This is a genomic window from Acidipropionibacterium jensenii DSM 20535 (assembly GCF_000425285.1).
Taxonomy (GTDB): Bacteria; Actinomycetota; Actinomycetes; order Propionibacteriales; family Propionibacteriaceae; genus Acidipropionibacterium; species Acidipropionibacterium jensenii.
The window spans coordinates 44256-62709 of the sequence record NZ_AUDD01000008.1; the positions used below are offsets into that span (position 1 = coordinate 44256).

Annotated in this window: 12 protein-coding genes; all 12 read left to right on the forward strand. The window is 69.2% G+C overall.

Going from position 1 to position 18454, the window contains the following annotated elements:
- Positions 1-27 precede the first annotated feature (27 nt).
- Positions 28-1509 (forward strand): GTPase HflX, encoded by a 1482-nt coding sequence (gene hflX, locus H590_RS15405; RefSeq protein ID WP_084149335.1) that lies wholly within the window; start codon positions 28-30, stop codon positions 1507-1509.
- Positions 1506-3512, forward strand: coding sequence for an ATP-dependent DNA helicase (locus H590_RS0106850; protein WP_028702975.1), 2007 nt, complete (start codon positions 1506-1508; stop codon positions 3510-3512). Before hflX ends, H590_RS0106850 begins: the two co-directional genes overlap by 4 nt.
- A gap of 217 nt (positions 3513-3729) precedes the next feature.
- Positions 3730-4017, forward strand: a complete 288-nt coding sequence (locus H590_RS0106855; RefSeq protein ID WP_028702976.1) for a hypothetical protein — start codon at positions 3730-3732, stop codon at positions 4015-4017.
- Positions 4018-4147: 130 nt separating this feature from the next.
- On the forward strand, positions 4148-4663 hold the full coding sequence (nrdR, locus tag H590_RS0106860; protein WP_028702977.1) for a transcriptional regulator NrdR: 516 nt from the start codon (positions 4148-4150) through the stop codon (positions 4661-4663).
- A gap of 141 nt (positions 4664-4804) precedes the next feature.
- On the forward strand, positions 4805-7672 hold the full coding sequence (locus H590_RS0106865) for a vitamin B12-dependent ribonucleotide reductase (protein ID WP_028702978.1): 2868 nt from the start codon (positions 4805-4807) through the stop codon (positions 7670-7672).
- A 94-nt stretch (positions 7673-7766) separates the two neighbouring features.
- Positions 7767-8348 (forward strand): dCTP deaminase, encoded by a 582-nt coding sequence (gene dcd / locus H590_RS0106870; RefSeq protein ID WP_028702979.1) that lies wholly within the window; start codon positions 7767-7769, stop codon positions 8346-8348.
- A 56-nt stretch (positions 8349-8404) separates the two neighbouring features.
- Positions 8405-9361, forward strand: coding sequence for a T3SS (YopN, CesT) and YbjN peptide-binding chaperone 1 (locus H590_RS0106875; protein WP_028702980.1), 957 nt, complete (start codon positions 8405-8407; stop codon positions 9359-9361).
- A 115-nt stretch (positions 9362-9476) separates the two neighbouring features.
- Complete coding sequence (locus H590_RS0106880) at positions 9477-10361, forward strand: universal stress protein (protein WP_028702981.1); 885 nt, start codon at positions 9477-9479, stop codon at positions 10359-10361.
- Between the two features lie 129 nt (positions 10362-10490).
- Positions 10491-11105, forward strand: coding sequence for a DUF1707 SHOCT-like domain-containing protein (locus H590_RS0106885; RefSeq protein ID WP_028702982.1), 615 nt, complete (start codon positions 10491-10493; stop codon positions 11103-11105).
- A gap of 77 nt (positions 11106-11182) precedes the next feature.
- Complete coding sequence (gene hrpA, locus H590_RS0106890; RefSeq protein WP_028702983.1) at positions 11183-15196, forward strand: ATP-dependent RNA helicase HrpA; 4014 nt, start codon at positions 11183-11185, stop codon at positions 15194-15196.
- Positions 15197-15308: 112 nt separating this feature from the next.
- On the forward strand, positions 15309-17543 hold the full coding sequence (gnpA, locus tag H590_RS0106895; protein WP_051238268.1) for a 1,3-beta-galactosyl-N-acetylhexosamine phosphorylase: 2235 nt from the start codon (positions 15309-15311) through the stop codon (positions 17541-17543).
- A gap of 12 nt (positions 17544-17555) precedes the next feature.
- The gene (locus H590_RS15410; protein ID WP_036981450.1) at positions 17556-18413 is read left to right on the forward strand and encodes an acyl-CoA thioesterase; all 858 of its coding nucleotides are present in this window, start codon (positions 17556-17558) and stop codon (positions 18411-18413) included.
- The last annotated feature ends 41 nt before the right edge of the window (positions 18414-18454 follow it).

An 18454-nucleotide genomic window follows, 5' to 3' on the forward strand; every position in this document is an offset into this window, starting at 1 on the left:
TCGATCGATGACGTACCCCCTGAGAACATGCCCGGGCAGCACCGGGACGACCAGGACAGCACCGGCAACGAGGCCCGGGACGATGAGAACCGGACCTCTGAGACCCCGGCAGATGAGACCCCGACAGACGAGAACTGGGACGGCGACCAGTTCGACCTGGACGCGCGGCTGGCACTGACCCGGGTGCCGGGCATGTCCACCGACCTGTCCGACATCACCGAGGTCGAGTACCGGACCCTGCGTCTGGAGCGGGTGGTGCTCGCATCGGTGTGGACCGAGGGCAGCGCCGAGGACGCCCAGAACGCGATGGAGGAGCTCAAGCTGCTCGCCGAGACCGCGGGCTCCCAGGTACTCGACGGCCTCATCCAACGGCGTCCCACCCCCGATCCGGCCACCTACATCGGGTCCGGCAAGGTCGAGGAGCTCAAGGAGGTGGTGGTCGCCACCGGTGCCGACACCGTGATCTGCGACGGGGAGCTGGACGGCGCCCAGTTGCGCAACCTCGAGGACCGGGTCGGCGTCAAGGTCATCGATCGCACCATCCTCATCCTCGACATCTTCGCCCAGCACGCCAGCAGCGTCGAGGGCAAGACCCAGGTCGAGCTGGCCCAGCTCCAGTACATGAAGCAGCGGCTGCGCGGCTGGGGCCACAGCCTGTCCCGGCAGGCCGGCGGCCGGGCGGCCGCGGGGGCCGGGATCGGCGGCCGCGGTCCCGGCGAGACGAAGATCGAGACAGATCGACGTCGCATCAACACCCGGATCTCCCGGCTTCGCCGAAAGCTCCGCGCGATGCACTCCACCCGCCAGGAGAAACGCGCCGACCGGACCCGCAATGCGATCCCCTCGGTCGCCATCGTCGGATACACCAATGCCGGCAAGTCGTCCCTGCTCAATCGCCTCACCCGGGCCGGGGTGCTCGTGGAGGACGCCCTCTTCGCCACTCTCGACCCGACCACCAGACGGGCCACCGCCGAGGACGGCCGGGTCTACACCCTCACCGACACCGTTGGATTCGTCCGCCACCTTCCGCTCCACCTGGTCGAGGCCTTCGCCTCCACTCTGGAGGAGACCGCCCAGGCCGATCTGCTGGTCCACGTCGTCGACGCCGCCGCTCCCGATCCTGCCGGTCAGGTTGCGGCGGTCCACCAGGTCCTGTCGGGGATCGGTGCCGGCGAGCTGCCCGAACTCCTGGTCCTCAACAAGGCCGACCTGCTGAGCAGCGACGACGAGATGGCGCTGCGCGCCACCTTCCCCGGGGCCCTGCTCGTCTCGGCGCACAGCGGCGAGGGGATCGAGGAGCTGGTCTCCCGGATCGAGGAGGGACTGCCGGTCCCCGAGGAGCTGGTCGACGCCGTTCTGCCCTACCAGCGGGGCGATCTGGTCGACAGGATCCACCGACTCGGCACCATCGTCTCGGTCGAGCACACCGGCGAGGGGACCCACGTGGTGGCCCACCTGCACCCCGGCCTGGCCGCCGAGGTGCGCGCCGCCGCGGTCGCCGCCCGGTGAGTCCGGTGCCGGCCCACCGCGCCCTGCTGGCCGCCGCGGTCGAGGCCATCGGGGGCAGTCCCAGGCCGGGCCAGCTGGAGATGGCAGACGCGGTCGACCGAGCGATGGACGAGGGGATCCACCTTCTCGTGCAGGCCGGGACGGGCACCGGCAAGTCACTGGGCTACCTGGCACCGGCCCTGGCACGGGCCGTCGACCACGACACCCGGGTGATCGTCGCCACCGCCACCCTCGCCCTCCAGGCCCAGCTCGCCCACAAGGACATTCCCGCCGCCCTGAAGGCCGCCGCCGCCACCCTGAAGCGCACCCCACGGACCGCGGTGCTCAAGGGACGCTCGAACCACGCCTGCCTCTACCGGGTGCGTGACGGGGTGCGACCCGACCAGGACGCCCTGCTCACCGGCGGCCAGCTGACCGCCGACCAGTCCGCCGCCGGCGACCCCGACTCCCGCCTGGGCGCCGAGGTCGTGATGCTGCGCGAGTGGGCCGAGGACCAGGCCGACCGCGGCCTGCTGGGCGATCGCGACGACGCTCCCGACCACTCGCCACGAGCCTGGTCGCAGGTCTCGGTGCCGGCCCGCGAGTGTCTCGGCACGCGCTGCCCGTTCGCCGAGGAGTGTCTCTTCGAGGTGGCCCGTCAGAAGGCCCGGGAGGCCGATCTGGTGGTCACCAACCACGCCCTGCTGGCCATCGACGCCCTCAACGACGGCAATGTGCTCCCCGAGCACGAGGTCGTCATCATCGACGAGGCCCACGAGGTGGTCGACCGGTTCACCGGTGCCGCCTCGGCCCTGCTCACCCCCACCCTGGTGACCGCCGTCGCCAAACGTGCCGCATCCTGGCTCGACGACAACCTGGCCGCCGACCTGCTCGACCAGGCCGACACCCTCCACGAGGCCCTGGAGGCCACCGAACCGGGCCGGGTCACCGACCCCGGAGCCTCGCTCATCGTGGCCGCCCAGAGCCTGCGCGACCTGTCCCGATCCGCCGTCTCTGCGCTGGGACGACGCGATGAGGGGGAGGAGGCCGGGGCCGATGCCGAACGGACCCAGGCCCAGGGTGCGATGCGCGAGGTCTTCGAGGTCGCCGAACGGATCGCCGCCCTGGCCACCGCCGATGTCGTGTGGATCAGCGAGTCGGAGTACACCGGGCGGGCCGCACAGGTCGCACCTCTCAAGGTCGCGGGGCTGCTGCGCGCCAATGTGCTGTCCGGGGCCACCACCATCCTCACCTCGGCGACCCTGAAGATCGGCGGGGAGTTCACCTCGGCGGCCCGCGACGTCGGACTGCAACCCGGGGAACGGGTCGACGACACGCCCGAGGTGCTGGACACCGAGATGGCCTGGCGGGGGGTCGATGTCGGCTCACCCTTCGACTACCGCTCCCAGGGGATCCTCTACGTCGGTCGCGATTTGCCCCGGCCGCGACGGGACGGAATCGCCGAGGAGGTCCTCGACGACCTGGCCGAACTGGTCTGGGCCGCCGGCGGACGCACCCTCGGCCTGTTCGCCTCCCAGCGCAATGCGGTGCGGGCCGCCGAGCACCTGCGACACGCCCTGCCGAAGGTTCCGGTGCTGTGCCAGGGGGAGGGGCACCTGGCGGGGCTCACCCGGCAGTTCATCGACGATCCGGCCACCTGTCTGTTCGGCACCCTGTCGCTGTGGCAGGGGGTCGACGTTCCGGGGGACACCTGCCGGCTGGTGGTCATCGACAAGATCCCCTTCCCACGTCCCGACGACCCCCTCACCCAGGCCCGCAGTCAGGCCGTCCAGGAGGCCGGCGGCAACGGGTTCATGACCGTCTCGGCCGGACACGCCGCACTCCTGCTGGCCCAGGGATCGGGCCGGCTGATCCGACGCGCCGACGACAAGGGGGTGGTGGCGGTCCTCGACCCCCGGCTGGTGACGGCGCGCTACGGATCCTTCCTGCGCGCCTCGATGCCGGGGTTCTGGACCACCACCGACCGCGAGGTCGCGATCGGGGCGTTGAAGAGGCTGAGCTGAGCCAAGGGGACGACCCCTTGGAAACCCCGTGGCGACGGCCCTGCAGACTGTCGGACAGCGTCGCTGGCCAGGAGCTGCGCAGAGGGGCGGGGACGACCCCTTGGAAACCCCGTGGCGACGGCCCTGCAGGAATCCCTCCCAGAACTGTCAGTGCTCGCAGCTTTGATGAAGTCACGTCCCCGGCGGATGGCCGGGGACCTGACGAAGGAGCACTCCGATGAGCGTTCAGACACGCGCGTGGGACGGGGAAGAGGTCGATCAGGGGGCCGGGCAGGTCATCGTCGGGCCGTGGCCGGCGATCGAGGAGATCCTCGATGAGTCCGAGCCGGTCGTGATGATCGACCGGCGGGAGCTGGCCGCCGGCGCTGGATCGCTTCGCCCCTGGTGGGCCGATCCGGATATGGTCTGGAATCTGGTGATGGCGAGCCTCCTGGCACTGATGGTGACCGGGGCGGCGGTCGGCCTGTGGCAGCTCTTCCAGATCTCCGGAGGGTTCGCCGGATGATTTCGGGGAGACACTACATCTAGTGTCAACAGCGACACGCCAGAACTAGACCTAGTGGATTTTCGCGGTACTCTAGGTCTCACGCACGAGGTCCGTGCAGGCCGGTCGACCAAGGACGGGAGGGGTCACGATGCGCTGTCCGTTCTGTCAGCACGAGGACTCCCGGGTGCTCGACTCCAGGGTCTGCGAGGACGGTCTGGCGATCCGTCGGCGCCGGCAGTGCCCGGTGTGCGAGCGTCGCTTCACCACCATCGAGCGGATGCTGATGGTGGTCCGCAAGAAGGACGGCTCGGAGGAGCCGTTCAGCCGGGAGAAGGTCGTCCAGGGGGTCCGCAAGGCCTGCGAGGGTCGACCGGTGAGCAGCGCCGACCTGGCGCTCCTCGGTCAGCGGGTCGAGGCCGCCCTGCGCGCCTCGGGAGCCTCGGTGATTCCCAGCGATGAGGTCGGTCTGGCGATCCTGCCGCCGCTGCGCGATCTCGACCCGATCGCCTACCTTCGCTTTGCGTCTGTGTATCGCCACTACGAGACGATCGACGACTTCGTCAAGGAGATCGATCGCCTCAAGGCCGACGGGACCGACCGACCGTCGGTCGACCAGGGCCAACCGGCACCGGTCAGGGATGCGGCGAGTCAGCCGTTGTTCTGACCCCCAGGAACCTGCGGGGCAGGGTTCACAGCCCGGCCTCCGCCATGAGAGATGAAAGAAGCACGACCACGACCCCGGTCATGGTCCGTGTCCAACCGAGTATGAGAACAGATCGTCGCTTGACGAGGTGAGGGATAACCCATGACTGAGACCAAGACGGCGTCGCGCAGCACGACACCGGCCTCCTCGGGCCTGCCCGTTCGCAGGGTGTTCAGCACCGAGGGGGTGCATCCCTATGACGAGGTCACCTGGCAGCGCCGTGACGTCGTCCAGAAGAACTGGCGCACCGGAGAGGTCGTCTTCGAGCAGCGCGGCGTCGAGTTCCCCGATTTCTGGAGCGTCAACGCCTCCACGATCGTCACCAACAAGTACTTCCGCGGTGCCCTGGGGACCCCGGCCCGCGAGGACAGCCTCAAGACCCTCATCGACCGGGTCGTGAAGACCTACGTGAGGGCCGGTCAGGACAACGGCTACTTCGCCAGCGCCAAGGACGCCAAGGTCTACAGCGAGGAGCTCACCTGGCTGCTGGTCCACCAGTACTTCAGCTTCAACTCCCCGGTCTGGTTCAACGTCGGGACCACCAGTCCCCAGCAGGTCAGTGCCTGCTTCATCCTGTCGGTCGACGACTCGATGGAGTCGATCCTGAACTGGTACACCGAGGAGGGATTCATCTTCAAGGGCGGTTCCGGGGCCGGCGTGAACATCTCCCGGATCCGATCCTCCAAGGAGCTGCTGTCCTCGGGCGGTACCGCCTCGGGGCCGGTCTCCTTCATGCGCGGGGCCGATGCCTCGGCCGGCACCATCAAGTCCGGCGGAGCGACCCGCCGGGCCGCCAAGATGGTCGTGCTGGACGTCGACCACCCCGACATCGAGGAGTTCGTCGAGACCAAGGCGCGCGAGGAGGACAAGATCCGTGCGCTGCGCGATGCCGGCTTCGACATGGAGATCGGCGGCCGCGACATGGCCTCGGTCCAGTACCAGAACGCCAACAACTCGGTGCGCGTCTCCGACACCTTCATGACCGCCGTCGAGAAGGGCACCACGTTCGGTCTCACCTCCCGGGTCGAGCCCGGCAAGGTGATCGACGAGGTCGACGCCCGGCAGCTGTTCGGCAAGATCGCCCACGCCGCCTGGGAGTGCGCCGACCCCGGACTGCAGTACGACGACACCATCAACGCCTGGCACACCGACCCGAACACCGGGCGGATCAACGCGTCGAACCCCTGCTCGGAGTACATGAGCCTGGACAACTCCTCGTGCAACCTGGCCAGCCTCAACCTGCTCAAGTTCGTCGGGGCCGATGAGGTCTTCGACGTCGCCCGGTTCACCCGCGCCGTCGAGATCGTCATCACCGCGATGGACATCTCGATCTGCTTCGCCGACTTCCCGACCGAGTCGATCGGCCAGACCACCCGCGACTTCCGCCAGCTCGGCATCGGCTACGCCAACCTCGGCGCCCTGCTGATGGCGATGGGACTGGGCTACGACTCCGAGGGCGGGCGCAACCTGGCCGCCGCCATCACCTCCCTGATGACCGGCGTCGCCTACCGGCGCAGCGCCGAGCTGGCCGCCGTGGTCGGCCCCTACAACGGCTACGCCGCCAACGCCGAGCCCCACCAGGCCGTGATGCGCAAGCACCGCGACGCCAACAACGACGTCCACCCGCTGCACACCAACGACACCGCCGTGCTCACCGCCGCCCGTGCCGAGTGGGACCGGGTCGTCGAGCTGGGCGCCGAGAACGGGTTCCGCAACGCCCAGGCCTCGGTGCTGGCCCCCACCGGCACCATCGGCTTCATGATGGACTGCGACACCACCGGCATCGAGCCCGACTTCTCCCTGGTCAAGTTCAAGAAGATGGTCGACGGCTCCTCGATGCAGATCGTCAACCAGACCGTCCCGCGCGCCCTGACCAATCTCGGCTACTCCACCAGCGACGCCGACCAGATCGTCGCCTGGATCGCCGAGCACGGATCGGTGATCGGCGCCCCCCATCTCGACAAGGCCCACTACGAGGTCTTCGACTGCGCGATGGGCGAGCGGGCGATCGCCCCGATGGGCCACGTGCGGATGATGGCCGCCGTCCAGCCCTTCCTGTCGGGAGCCATCTCCAAGACCGTCAACCTGCCCGAGAGCGCCACCGTCGAGGACATCGCCGATGTCTACATGCAGAGCTGGAAGCTCGGCCTGAAGGCCGTCGCGGTCTACCGCGACAACTGCAAGGTCGGCCAGCCGCTGTCGGTGGAGACCACCGGCGACAAGGCCGGGGACAAGAAGGAGCCCGAGCCGGAGGTCCGCATCGAGTACCGGCCGCGCCGCCAGCGGCTGCCGAAGTCCCGGCTGGGTCGCACCACCAGCTTCCAGGTCGCCGGGGCCGGCGGATACCTCACCACCGGCGCCTACAACGATGGTCGGCTGGGAGAGATCTTCCTCAAGCTCGGCAAGCAGGGATCCACCCTGGCCGGCGCGATGGATGCCTTCTCGATCGCCATCTCCATCGGTCTGCAGTACGGAGTGCCGCTGGAGAGCTTCGTCCAGAAGTTCGCCAACATGAAGTTCGAGCCGGCCGGCATGACCGACGACTCGGACATCCGGATCGCCCAGTCGATCATCGACTACATCTTCCGGCGACTCGCCCTGGACTACCTGTCCTTCGACGAGCGGGCGGAGCTGGGGATCTACACCTCGGCCGAGCGGGCGCACTACGTCGAGACCGGCTCCTACCTGTCGGAGGAGGACGAGGCCGAGCTCATCGACTCCGAGAGCCTCAAGGAGACCCCGGCCGACCGGGTGCGGGTGCACGAGGACGGCGCCGCCCAGCCAGGGCTGTTCGACCCGACGCCGGCCCCCGAGCACGTCGGCGGGGCCCACACCAGCGCCGAACTGCTGGAGGAGCAGCTCGGCCGTGAGGTCGACGCCCCGCTGTGCATGACCTGCGGCACCAAGATGCGGCCCTCCGGATCCTGCTACGTCTGCGAGGGATGCGGCTCGACCAGCGGCTGCAGCTGATCGGCCCGAGAGTTGTGGGTCGCAGGCCCCCGTCACGGTGAGAGATCACCGTGACGGGGGCCTCGCCATTCGGTGCTGTCGTAGGGTCGGTGCCGTGAGCCTTCTGTCAGACCGTGAGATCCGCTGCGAGATCGAGGCCGGTCGTATCGTCCTGGACCCCTACGACCCGGCGCTGGTCCAGCCCGCCAGCATCGATGTCTGCCTGGACCGTTACTTCCGGCTCTTCGACAACCACAAGTACCCGATGATCGACCCGGCGCGCAGTCAGCCCGAGCTCACCCATCTGGTCGAGGAGTCCCCCGAGGAGCCCTTCGTGCTGCACCCCGGCGAGTTCGTACTGGCCTCCACCAAGGAGAAGGTCACCATCCCCGACCATCTGTCGGCCCGGCTGGAGGGGAAGTCCTCGCTGGGCCGGCTGGGCCTGCTCACCCACTCCACCGCGGGATTCATCGACCCCGGGTTCACTGGCCATGTCACCCTGGAGCTGTCCAACGTCGCCACCCTTCCGATCGCCCTGTGGCCGGGGATGAAGATCGGTCAGTTGTGCTTCTTCGCGCTGTCCAGCCCGGCCGAGCACCCCTACGGTTCCGACCCGGCGACCGGCAACCGCTACCAGGGCCAGCGGGGACCCACCGCCAGCCGCTCCTGGCAGCACTTCTACCGCAGCCCGTTCTGACCGGGCGTCCCTGGTGGTGACGGGGAGTCCCGGACCCCGGCTGCTAGGTTGGCGGCATGGAGGAGCCCAGCGATTTCGAGTTCGATCTGGACCGCAGCACCGCCCAGGCGTGGTCGCAGTTCACCCAGCGGCTCGCCGAGGTGATCTCCGTCATCGACGACGGCGGTGAACTCACCATCGGAACCCTGTCGACCAGTGATGACCCGGCTCCCTTCGTGCGCTTCACCCAGCACGACCCGAGCACCCCCGCCGAGGAGCCGATGGTGCTGGTCGAGGCCTCCGGCAATGCCAGTCTCGGGGAGGAGTTCCGACTCACCAGCACTCAGCTGGAGGAGCTCGACACACTCGGCTGGCAGGCCCCCGACGCCGACGGCCCCCGGCCCTGCGCCAACTTCTGGGTCTACCGCAGCCAGGACCACTGCGAGGAGCTGGCCGACCTGGCGGTACGCACCCTGCGCGACGTCTTCGGCGTCCAGCACCCGGTCTTCCTGGCCCCCGATCAGCTCGCCGAGATCCTCCAGCCCGATTCCAAACCCCTCCACGAGACCCCCAACGGTCCGCTCACCGCACCGGCCGTGATGCCGGCCAACCGAGACCAGCTGGACGAGATGGTCGCCGCCGAACTCACCGAGATGTTCGGCCACCAGCCGATCAGCGACGCCGAGGGGGACTTCGCCATCCGGGTCGGGTCGACCATGGTCTTCATCCGCACCACCCCCGATGCCGAGGAGCTGGTGCTCTTCTCCGCCCTGGTCCATGACATCGAGGGGCGGTCCCGGGCCGTCGAGGTCCTCAACGATCTCAACGTGCAGTCGCGGTACGGCCGATTCGCGCTCTACCAGGACCGCGTCTTCGTCACGATGTCGCTGATGTGCCGCCCCTTCGTCGCCGAGCACCTTCACAAAGGTGTGCGCATCATGTCCCGGCTGGCCGACGGCATCGATGACGAACTGGCACGGAAACTGCGCGGCCGCACCACATTCGAGGACCCCGGCTTCGGCACGGATGGCTGACCCGACTCCTTGTCGGTGAGACAATGGCGATGAGGCCGTGTACGGCCCACTCGTACACCCGGCCGGGCACCATCGACGGCGTCCGGCCGTACCGATCGGAACGAGGAGGATGGCCATGTCCACTGACACCAATCGCACTCCGCTGGTGATCGCCGGCGTCGACGGCTCGGAGGACGGACTGCGAGCGGCCCGGTACGCCGCCGGTCAGGCCGAGGAGCTCGATGCGGACCTGCTGATCCTGCACGCGGTCGACGACGCCGCGGTCGCCGGGGCCTGGGGAGTGGTATACGACCCCACCGCACTCCAGGAGGCCGGCCAGGTCGTCGTCGACGACGCCCGCACCGAGGCCATCGACGCCGGGGCCGACGAGAAGCGCACCCACGGCCAGGTGGTGCTCGGCAACCCCGCCGCCGTGCTGGCCGACCGCAGCCGCCAGGCCGACATGATCGTCGTCGGACGGCGTGCCGCCAGCGGACTCGAGAGAATGTTCGTCGGATCCACCTCGGTGGCCGTGGCGGGCATGTCGGCCTGCCCGGTGGTCGTCATCTCCCGCGCCACCACCCCCGATCCGGTCGGCGGCAAGCATCAGCTCGCGGTGGCGGTGGGGCCCCAGACCTCCGGAACCGCCGCACTGCGCTACGGGTTCGAGGAGGCCGACCGGCAGAAGGCCGAGCTCGTCGTGGTCACCGTCGCCCCGGCCTTGCCGGCGGGCGCATCGGGCGGCTACCAGCTCACCGACGAGGCCATGCAGCACTTCATCGCCGAGAACCAGCGCCACGTCAATGACTTCGTCGACCCGCTGAAGGCCGAGTTCGGCGGGGTCAAGGTCACCACCAGGGTGTTGATGGGTCAGGCCGTCGACGAGCTGGTCAAGCTCTCGGATTCGGTCGACATGCTCATCGTCGGCATGAAGCGCCACCCGATCCTCGGGTGGACGGCCGGCGGCGTGATCCGCGGCGTGATGGCCCACTCCCGAGCCCCCTTGGCGATCGTCCACTGATCGTTCACCGGGCCGGTCGTCCATTGAGCTGATCGTCCACTGAATCGGCTGCCCACCGGCGCGATCGTCGGGTCGACCCGACGATCGCGCCGCGACGCCCCGCTGTACACCCTGCTCTAGGCTGACCGCATGAGCGAGGATGACGCACGGATCCGTGCCGGCTACAGCGAACGCGACGCCACCCTGTCGCGGCTGGGGGACGCCTTCGCCTCCGGATATCTGGACCAGGACGAGTTCGAGGCGCGCAGCAGCCAGGCCTCCACGGCCCGTTTCCGGGACGACCTGGTCGGCCTCACCAGGGATCTTCCACATCAGCTGGCGGTGCCCGAGGAGGGTACCCAGGTCCCGACCGCCCGGGTGCGGATGGGGGAGGTCGAGGCCCCCCGCCACGAGAATGTCGTGGCAATCTTCGGCGGGGCGAACCGGGAGGCCGACTGGATCGCCTCCTCGACCGCCAGCATGATCCTGCTGTTCGGGGGAGCGGAGCTCGACCTGCGCCACTGCGTCTGGCCGGCTGACGGGCGCATCGGGGTGACCTGCTTCATCGCCTTCGGGGGAGCCGAGATCAAGGTCCCCGAGGGGGTCCGGGTCATCAACCACATCGTGCCGCTGTTCGGCGGGGCCGGCACCGACGGGGTACGGCCCAGCCGCACCGGCCCTGTCCTGGTCCTGCGGGGAGTGGCCCTCTTCGGAGGGATCGGGGTCACCGGACCCGATGCGCGCGACCAGCACCACGGAGACTGATCCGCGGCGGCGTCGGACCGTCACGGCGGCCCGCGGGATCTGCCGGTGGTTCCCGCACCGGGTAGGCTGAGCAGGTCATGCCAGCACACGCGTCACACCTGGAGGGTGAACTGCCCGACGGGGGCACCATCCGATTCGATCCCGATCTGCCGATCGCCGCACACGCCGACGAGATCGCCGACCTCATCGACCACCACCAGGTCGTGGTGGTGGCCGGGGAGACCGGCTCGGGAAAGACCACCCAGCTCCCCAAGATCTGCCTGGCCCTGGGACGCCGGCACATCGCCCACACCCAGCCCCGTCGGATCGCCGCGCGCAGCGTCGCCGACCGGATCGCCGATGAGATGGGGGTGGAGATCGGCAACCAGGTGGGGTTCCAGGTCCGCTTCACCAAGCGCGCCACCCGTGCCACCGCACTGACCGTGATGACCGACGGCGTCCTGCTCGCCGAGATCTCCCACGACCGGGAGCTGCGCGCCCACGACACGATCATCATCGACGAGGCCCACGAGCGCAGCCTCAACATCGACTTCCTGCTCGGCTACCTCAAACAGCTGCTGCCGCGGCGTCCCGACCTCAAGGTCATCATCACCTCGGCCACCATCGACACCGCGCGGTTCTCCGCCCACTTCGACGACGCGCCGGTGATCGAGGTCTCCGGACGCACCTACCCCGTCGAGATCCGCTACCGGCCGCTGGATCCCGCCGAGGACCTGGCAGAGGACGAGGACGACATCACCGTCGCCGCCGACCCGATCGACCAGACGACCGGCATCTGCCGGGCCGTCCAGGAGCTGAGCCGCGAGGGGACCGGCGACATCCTCGTCTTCCTGGCGGGGGAGCGCGACATCCGCGACGCCGCCGAGGCGCTGACCGACCTGCGACTGCGCGACACCGAGATCCTCCCGCTGTTCGCCCGACTCTCGGCCGCCGAGCAGCACCGGGTCTTCACCCGCCACCCCGGACGACGGATCGTGCTGGCCACCAACGTCGCGGAGACCTCGCTGACGGTCCCCGGGATCCGCTACGTCATCGATCCCGGCACCGCCCGGATCTCCCGCTACTCGGTGCGGACCCACGTCCAACGACTGCCCATCGAGCCGGTCTCCCAGGCCTCCGCCAACCAGCGATCCGGACGGTGCGGACGAGTGGCCCCCGGGATCTGCATCCGGCTGTACTCCCAGCGCGACTTCGAGTCCCGCCCCGAGTTCACCCAGCCCGAGATCCTGCGCACCAACCTGGCCGCCGTCATCCTGCAGATGGCCCAGGCACGGCTCGGCGCCATCACCGACTTCCCCTTCGTCGAGGCCCCCGACCACTCCCAGGTGGCCGACGGCCTCAGGCTGCTCGACGAACTCGGCGCGCTGAAGTCCGGCCACCGCGAGGAGCCCCGGCTGACCCGGATCGGTCACCAGCTCGCCTCGATCCCCGTCGACCCCCGGCTCGGACGGATGATCCTGGAGGGGGCCCGCCAGCACAGCCTGCGCGAGGTGCTGGTGATCGTGGCCGCACTGTCGATCCCCGACGCACGCGAACGACCGGCTGACAAACGGGACAAGGCCGACGTCTTCCACCATCGGTTCCTCACCGAGACCGGCCTGCAGCGCGCCATGCACCCCGAGACCGCCGACCAGAACGAGGTGGGCGGACCGGTCGACCAGGGCGGCGACATTCTGGCCATCCACCGGCTGTGGCGCTACCTGCACCATCAGCGCAAGGCGCTGTCGGGATCGGCCTTCCGGCGGATGTGCCACCGCGAGTTCCTCAACTTCCTGCGGGTGCGCGAGTGGGAGGACCTGCACTCCCAGCTCAAGCAGATCTGCCGCGAACTCAAGCTGGAGCGCAACAAGGAGGCCGCCCCCGAAGACCGGATCCTGGTCGCCCTGCTGTCGGGACTGCTGTCCCACATCGGCCTGGCCGAGGTCGCCGACAAGCAGAAGAACAGAACCACCGGGGACAAGCGGCGCCGGGGCCACCGGAGCGGCCCCCGCGAGTACCTGGGCGCCCGCGGAGCACGGTTCGCGATCAACCCGGGATCGGCGCTGGCCAAGCATCCGCCCGAGCTCGTGATGGCCGTCGAACTGGTGGAGACCAGCCGACTGTGGGCGCGCACCGTCGCCGGCGTCCAGCCCGAGTGGGTCGAGGAGGTCGGCGGGCACCTCCTCAAACGCCAGTACTCCGAGCCGCACTGGGCGCAGTCCACCGCCTCGGTGGTGGCCACCGAGAGGGCCACCCTCTACGGCGTGCCGGTGTGGGCCGACCGGCTGGTCAACTACGCCCGCATCGACCCGGTCGTCGCCCGGGAGATCTTCATCCGATCGGCCCTGGTCGAACGGTACTGGCGCGCCAACCACGGTTTCCTGGTGCACAACGACCGGGTCCGCAACCAGGCCGAGGACCTCGAGGAGCGCTCCCGGCAGCGCGGTCTGGTCGCCGACGACGACGCCCTGTTCGCCTTCTACGACCGACGGATCCCCTCCGACATCGTCTCGGCCAACCACTTCAACGCCTGGTGGCGACGCGTCGAGGACCGCCACCAGCTCGACCTGTCCCTGGACGACCTGGTCGACCCGCAGGCGGTGGCCCGCGACGACTTCCCCGACCACTGGGAGGTGGGGGAGCTGTCCCTGCCGGTGCGCTACGTCTTCGACCCGGGATCCGGCCACGACGGCGTCACCGTCACCATCCCCCTCGCCCTGCTCAACCAGGTCCCCTCCGAGCCGTTCAGCTGGCAGGTTCCGGGTCTGCGCACCGAGCTGGCCACCGAACTCATCCGCTCGCTGCCCAAGAAGGTGCGCACCCAGCTGGTTCCCGCCCCCGACCGGGCCCGTCAGGCACTGGCCTGGTTGGAGAGTCCGGACCCCGGCGCAGGGCACCCCGAGGTTCCCCGGGGCGATCACGACGCCCCCTTCACCGCCGAGCTGGGGCGCGCTCTCACCGCGCTGACCGGGGTGCTCATCGACGACTCCGACTGGCGCCCCGACCAGATCCCCGCCCACCTGCGGGTCGGCTTCGACGTCGTCGATGCCGAGGGACGCCGGACGGGACAGGCCGGCAGCCCCCAGCGCGGGTCGTCGAAGCACAAGCCACCGAAGCATGAGGCGGGGCAGCACGGCACATCGAAGCAGAGCAGGTCCCGGGTCGCCCACTCCGAGGATCTGTCCGCGCTGCGCGTGGACCTGGCACCCAAGGTGTCGGTCTCCCTCACCCGGGCCGCCGGTGACGACCAGGTCCACGGAGCCACCGACTGGGCGTTCGGCACCCTGGCCCGGGAGGTCTCCCTTCGACGCAGTGGGGCCGACGCCGTCGGCTATCCCTGCCTGGTCGACGAGGGGTCGACCGTCGGCACCGCGGTGCGCGACTCGGTGGCCGCCCAGACCCGCAGCCATGGCGCCGGTGTCGTGCGGCTGCTGCTGCTCAACCTGCCCGACCCGACCACCTGGACCGTCGCCCACCTGTCCAATCGCACCAAGCTCGCCCTGGCTGGCTCGCCCTACCCCAGCGTTCCGGCACTGCTGGCCGACTCCCGACGCAAGGCCGTCGACTCGCTGGCCCGCCGTCATGCCGGTGACCTGTCGGACATCCGAGACCGGCAGGCCTTCGAGAAGCTCGCCCTGGCGGTCCGTCAGGAGGCCGCCGAGACGATGGCCCGGGTGGTGTCCACCGCCGCCGAGATCCTCACCGCCTGGGGGGAGGCCCGGTCCGCTGTGACGGCACTGGCCCCCGGACCGGCGCGTCAGGACATGACCAACCAGCTGTCGGACCTGGTCTTCCTCAACTTCATCTCGGCCACTCCCGACCCCTGGTACCAGCGGATGTCCCGCTGGATGCGCGAGGTCGCCGTGCGTGCCGAGGGAGTCTCGACCAATCCCGGACGTGACGCCCGCTGGATGGCCGAGCTCGACCCGCTGCTGGACGCCTACGACTCGCTGTGCGCCGCCCAGCCCCCCGGACCGCTGCCCGCCGGGGTCGAGGAGATCGGATTCCTCATCGAGGAGCTGCGCATCCAGCTGTTCGCCCAGCGCCTCCAGACCCACGTGCCGGTCTCGGTGAAGAAGGTCCGCACCGCCATCTCCCGGCTGGTCTCCTGACAGACCGCGGTCACGCATCCCCGATGAGTGAGCTGTGCCCCGCCAGAGGCCGCACCACTAGGCTGAACACCTCTGATCCGATCTTCGACGAGACAGGACACGGGCGACCCGGATGAGCGATCACAGCAAGGATGCGGCGCAGCCGCCGACCACGGTCGGACACACCAGCGGCAGGGTCACGCTGCCCGTCGAGGAGGGCATGGACGACCGGCTCACAGGGATTCTCGCCGATCTGGGTGCCGACGCCGTGCGCAACTCCGACGGCACCTGGCTTCCCGAGATCGTCGGCACACTGCCGGTGAAGGTCTACGCGACCCGGTTCTGCGCCCGCGGGGACGAGGCCTGGGCGGTGGACCACCTCGATCAGCACACCAGCATCTATGTCTGCTCCGACCGGGTTCCGGCGCTGGTCGACGGTCCGCTTCGCATCGACATCATGGCCGGCTTCCTTGCCGACCAGCTGCGACCCGACACCGAGGTCGACGTCTCCAGGTGGTGGCAGGTCCGCGACCGCACCACCGGTGAGGTCCTCGCACCCTCGGGGTGGACGGTCCGGGGCGAGGGCTCCGAGTGCACCGTGACCATCGCCGGCGCCCACGCCGGCCACGTGTACACGGTGGCCTTCCTGGCGGCCCAGATATGGGACAGCACCCAGATCTACAACTACACGACCAATCACTGGGAGAATGACCCCACCAGGGTCAAGGAGCACTCCTACAATGTGGCATTCCCGGACACCTGGAATCACGTGAGGGATGATCTCGGATCCTGGCTCGATGCCCATCCCGAGGTCGATGTCGTGCGATTCACGACATTCTTCTACCACTTCACCCTGTACTTCAATGACCGCGCACAGGAGAAGTACGTCGACTGGTTCGGGTACTCCGCCTCCGTCTCGGTGCCGCTGATGGAACAGTTCGAGGCTGAGACCGGACGGGTCATCGACCCCGAGGACTTCATCGACGCCGGCTACCACAACTCCTCCTTCCGCCCCCCGTCGCCGTTCTTCCTGGCCTGGATCGGATTCGTCAACCGGTTCGTCGTCGAGAAGGTGCGCACGCTCGTCCAGATCTGCCATGACAAGGGCCGCGAGGCGATGATGTTCCTCGGTGACAACTGGATCGGCACCGAACCCTACGGCGACCTGTTCGCCACCACCGGGCTGGACGCCGTGGTCGGGTCGGTGGGCTCGGCGGCCACCACCCGGATGATCTCCGACATTCCCGGGGTGCGGTACACCGAGGGACGATTCCTGCCGTACTTCTTCCCCGACGTCTTCAACGACCGGGGCGATCCGATCGGGGAGGCCAACACCAGTTGGATCACCGCCCGGCGGGCCATCATGCGCAGCCCCCTGGACAGAATAGGGTTCGGCGGATATCTCTCACTGGCCGCCCAGTTCCCAGACTTCATGGCGAGAATTTCCGAGATCTGCCAGGAGTTCCGCGACTTCTGGGAGAGGTCCCGGGGCGAGACGCCGCAGTCGGCACCATTCCGGGTGGGCATTCTCAACGCGTGGGGGAGGAGTCGATCCTGGATGACCTTCATGGTCGCCCACGCGCTCTACTACAAGCAGGCCGATCCCTACCTCGGAGTGGTGGAGGCGCTGGCCGGGCTGCCCTTCCAGATCGACTGGCTGTCCTTCGACGACATCGCCGAGGGGGTGCCCGAGGAGATCGGCGTCATCATCAACGCCGGGGCCGCCGGCACCTCCTTCTCCGGCGGACCGGCATGGGCGGATCCTCGGATCCAGGCCGTCATACGGCGGTTCGTCGCCGCCGGCGGAGGGCTGATAGGGGTGGGGGAGCCGAGCTTCCACATCGGCGAGGGAGCCGCCCTCCAGCTGTCCGACATCCTGGGGGTCGACCGCGAGATGGGCTGGAGCCTGTCGACCGACCGCTACCCGAGGACCGAGCCCGACCACTTCATCACCGCCGACCTCGGGGCGGACCTCGAGGTCGGCCCGGTGGCCCCCGAGATCGTCACCACCTCGGCCGACACCCTCGTCCTGGCGGCCGGAGAGGCCACCGTGAGACTGTCGGTGCACTCCTACGGGGCCGGGCGCGCGGTCTACCTCGCCGGCCTTCCCTACTCGCCCGACAACGCCCGCCTGCTGGCGCGGGCACTGTGGTGGGCCGCCGGCCGCGAGCAGGAGTTCGCCGACTCCTTCGTCGCCGAGGACCCCCGGGTCGAGGTGTCGGTCTACCCCGACAGCGGATGCCTGCTGGCGGCCAACACCGTCCTGGAACCGGTCAGCACCGTGGTGAGAGGGGCGGGCCACGACTATCGCGTGACCCTGGACGCGGCAGGTTCGCAGTGGCTGCCGCTGGTTCACCAGCAGGGGTGACAGACTGGGGCGGTGCCGGTATCCACTCGTGAACTGCTGAACCTGCTCGACCTGGAGGTCCTCGACCAGGACCTGTTCCGCGGGTCCCAACCGACCACCACCTGGCAGCGCACCTTCGGCGGGCAGGTGCTCGCCCAGGCGCTGGTCGCCGCCGCCCGTACCGTCGATGCCGGACGTCGCCTGCACTCGCTGCACGCGAACTTCCTGCGGCCGGGCAGCAACGACGCACCCCTCATCTACGACGTCGAGCGGATGCGCGACGGGCGGACCTTCAGCACCCGGCTGGTACGGGCCCGCCAGCACGGTCAGGTGATCTTCACCTCGAACCTGTCCTTCAAGAGTGTCGAGGACGGTCTGGACCACTCCGACGCGATGCCCCACGGCCTGCCCGATCCCGAGTCCTGCCCGCCCCTGGCGGAGGCTCTGGAGGACAGACTCGGGCAGGCGCTGCCCTCGATCTGGCGGGCCGACGCCCTGGACGTGCGCTACATCGCCCAGCCCGAGATCACCACCCACAACCACGCCACCCATATGCGCCTGTGGGTGCGGACCACCGGTGCCCTGCCGGAGGACCCGGTGGTCCATCAGGCGATCCTGGCCTATCTGTCGGACATCAGCCTGCTGGCCGTGGCGGTGCTGCCCCATGAGGCGGCGCTGCGATCCGGCAAGTCGATCGCCCCCGCCTCGGTCGATCACGGGATGTGGTTCCACCGTCCGGCCAGGGCCGACGAGTGGCTCTTCTACGACGAGGTCTCGCCCAGCGCCTCCGACGCCCTGGGCTTCTCGACGGGCCGGCTCATGCAGGACGGCAGGATCGTGGCCTCCTGCTCCCAGGAGGGACTGCTGCGACTCGTCGATCCCGAGCGCTGACACTCGTCGCCCGTGACGCGGATGCGGCCCCGGTTCGGACG